Annotated in this window: 3 protein-coding genes; 1 reads left to right on the top strand and 2 read right to left on the bottom strand. The window is 59.5% G+C overall.

Annotated features, from left to right (window positions below; translation table 11 throughout):
- Nucleotides 1-206: ATP-binding cassette domain-containing protein (locus tag Q7T36_RS17925; RefSeq protein WP_304852090.1), on the bottom strand; the 206-nt coding region annotated here is incomplete at its 3' end.
- Between Q7T36_RS17925 and Q7T36_RS17920 the strand changes: the two genes are divergently transcribed.
- The gene (locus tag Q7T36_RS17920; RefSeq protein WP_304852087.1) at nucleotides 205-711 is read left to right on the top strand and encodes a hypothetical protein; all 507 of its coding nucleotides are present in this window, start codon (nucleotides 205-207) and stop codon (nucleotides 709-711) included. The genes Q7T36_RS17925 and Q7T36_RS17920 overlap by 2 nt on opposite strands.
- An 86-nt stretch (nucleotides 712-797) precedes the next feature.
- On the opposite strand, the gene Q7T36_RS17915 is transcribed toward Q7T36_RS17920, so the two are convergent.
- Nucleotides 798-1,236: hypothetical protein (locus tag Q7T36_RS17915; RefSeq protein ID WP_304852084.1), on the bottom strand; the 439-nt coding region annotated here is incomplete at its 5' end.

The following is a 1,236-nucleotide window of genomic DNA, read 5'->3' as shown; positions in this document are numbered from 1 at the left end:
GTGCCCGACGTCGGCCGCTCCAGCAAGCCGATGATATTGAGCAGCGTGCTCTTGCCCGAACCCGACGGCCCCTTGAGCGCGACGAACTCGGCCTGCTGCAGGGCCAGGCTGATGCCGTGCAGCACTTCGGTTTCAACGTCGGTGCCGATGTTATAGCTGCGGCGGATGTCGGTCAGGCGCAGGATAGGGCTGGTTAAAGAGGTCATGCTTTCAGGCTATTGTGCTTGCATCAACCCGGCGAGCCACCAGAAAATCGTCAGCGGTGAAAATGATGGCAATTCCCTGACTCCCCCTGACCCCATGGCCACTGCCCAGCCCGCCTTCCTCCTGCGCACCGAATGCCCGCCCGGCGCCTGCAACTGCGGGCGCGATGCCCTGCTGGCCAACCCGGCCGGCGACTTGCGCGTACTGCGACTGACCCGCGAGGACGAGAAGCGGCTACTGCAGCGGCTGGAAAATGTGAGCAGCCTGGCAGATTTGCAGCACATGCAGGACCGGATGGCGCAGCAGGTCGGCATCCGCCTGAGCATCCAGTCCAGCGCCAAGGAAGTCCGCAGCCTTCGCGGCATCACGATCCTGGTGCACGAACAGCCCGGACTGTGCCGGAAAACCCGCCAGGCCATCCCGGCAGCCATCAAGCGCAGCCTGGAGCAGCGGCCCGAGATTGCGTATGAGATTTTGAACGTTGGAAGTTTGTTTGAGGGGGAATGATGCGGCCCGTTTGCAAGCATGTGTGTTGGTGGCCGGGTCTTGGCTTGTGATGTTGGATGCTCGCCGCTGCGCAGTAGTTGAACTGGTCAGATGCTGGTTTTGGGGCTATGGGTTGAAGGGCTGCTTAAGACTGGCTGCCGACATAGGCCTACCCCAAATACTCGCTCAATACCCGACATTGACATCAGCAGTTTGATCGTCAGCAATGTGGCGTCAATTTCGATGATCGCTGCACCCGGACGCGGCCAAGAGCGGTCATCCACCAAACCGAAACGCGGACGTTCACCCTTGATTTCGAGCCCAGACACCGTAAAGGCGCTTGGGGCCCCGTTGGGGTGCCACCAAAAGCTTTGGTATATCGTCGATATTACGGACTTCACCTCGTTCAGGCGCTGGATTCCAAATATGGAAGCGGCCACGGGTAGCGCGGATGTTGAAGTTACACCGCCCAGAGCGAAACCAAAAAATGCGGTTTCGACAGTTGGTTTTACTTGCGGCCAAGCGCAGCGAGAATAGCGAAATGTT

Source organism: Fluviicoccus sp., from assembly GCF_030646115.1.
In the GTDB taxonomy this organism is placed as follows: Bacteria; Pseudomonadota; Gammaproteobacteria; order Pseudomonadales; family Moraxellaceae; genus Fluviicoccus.
This window is presented reverse-complemented; position numbering and strand designations above follow the sequence as displayed.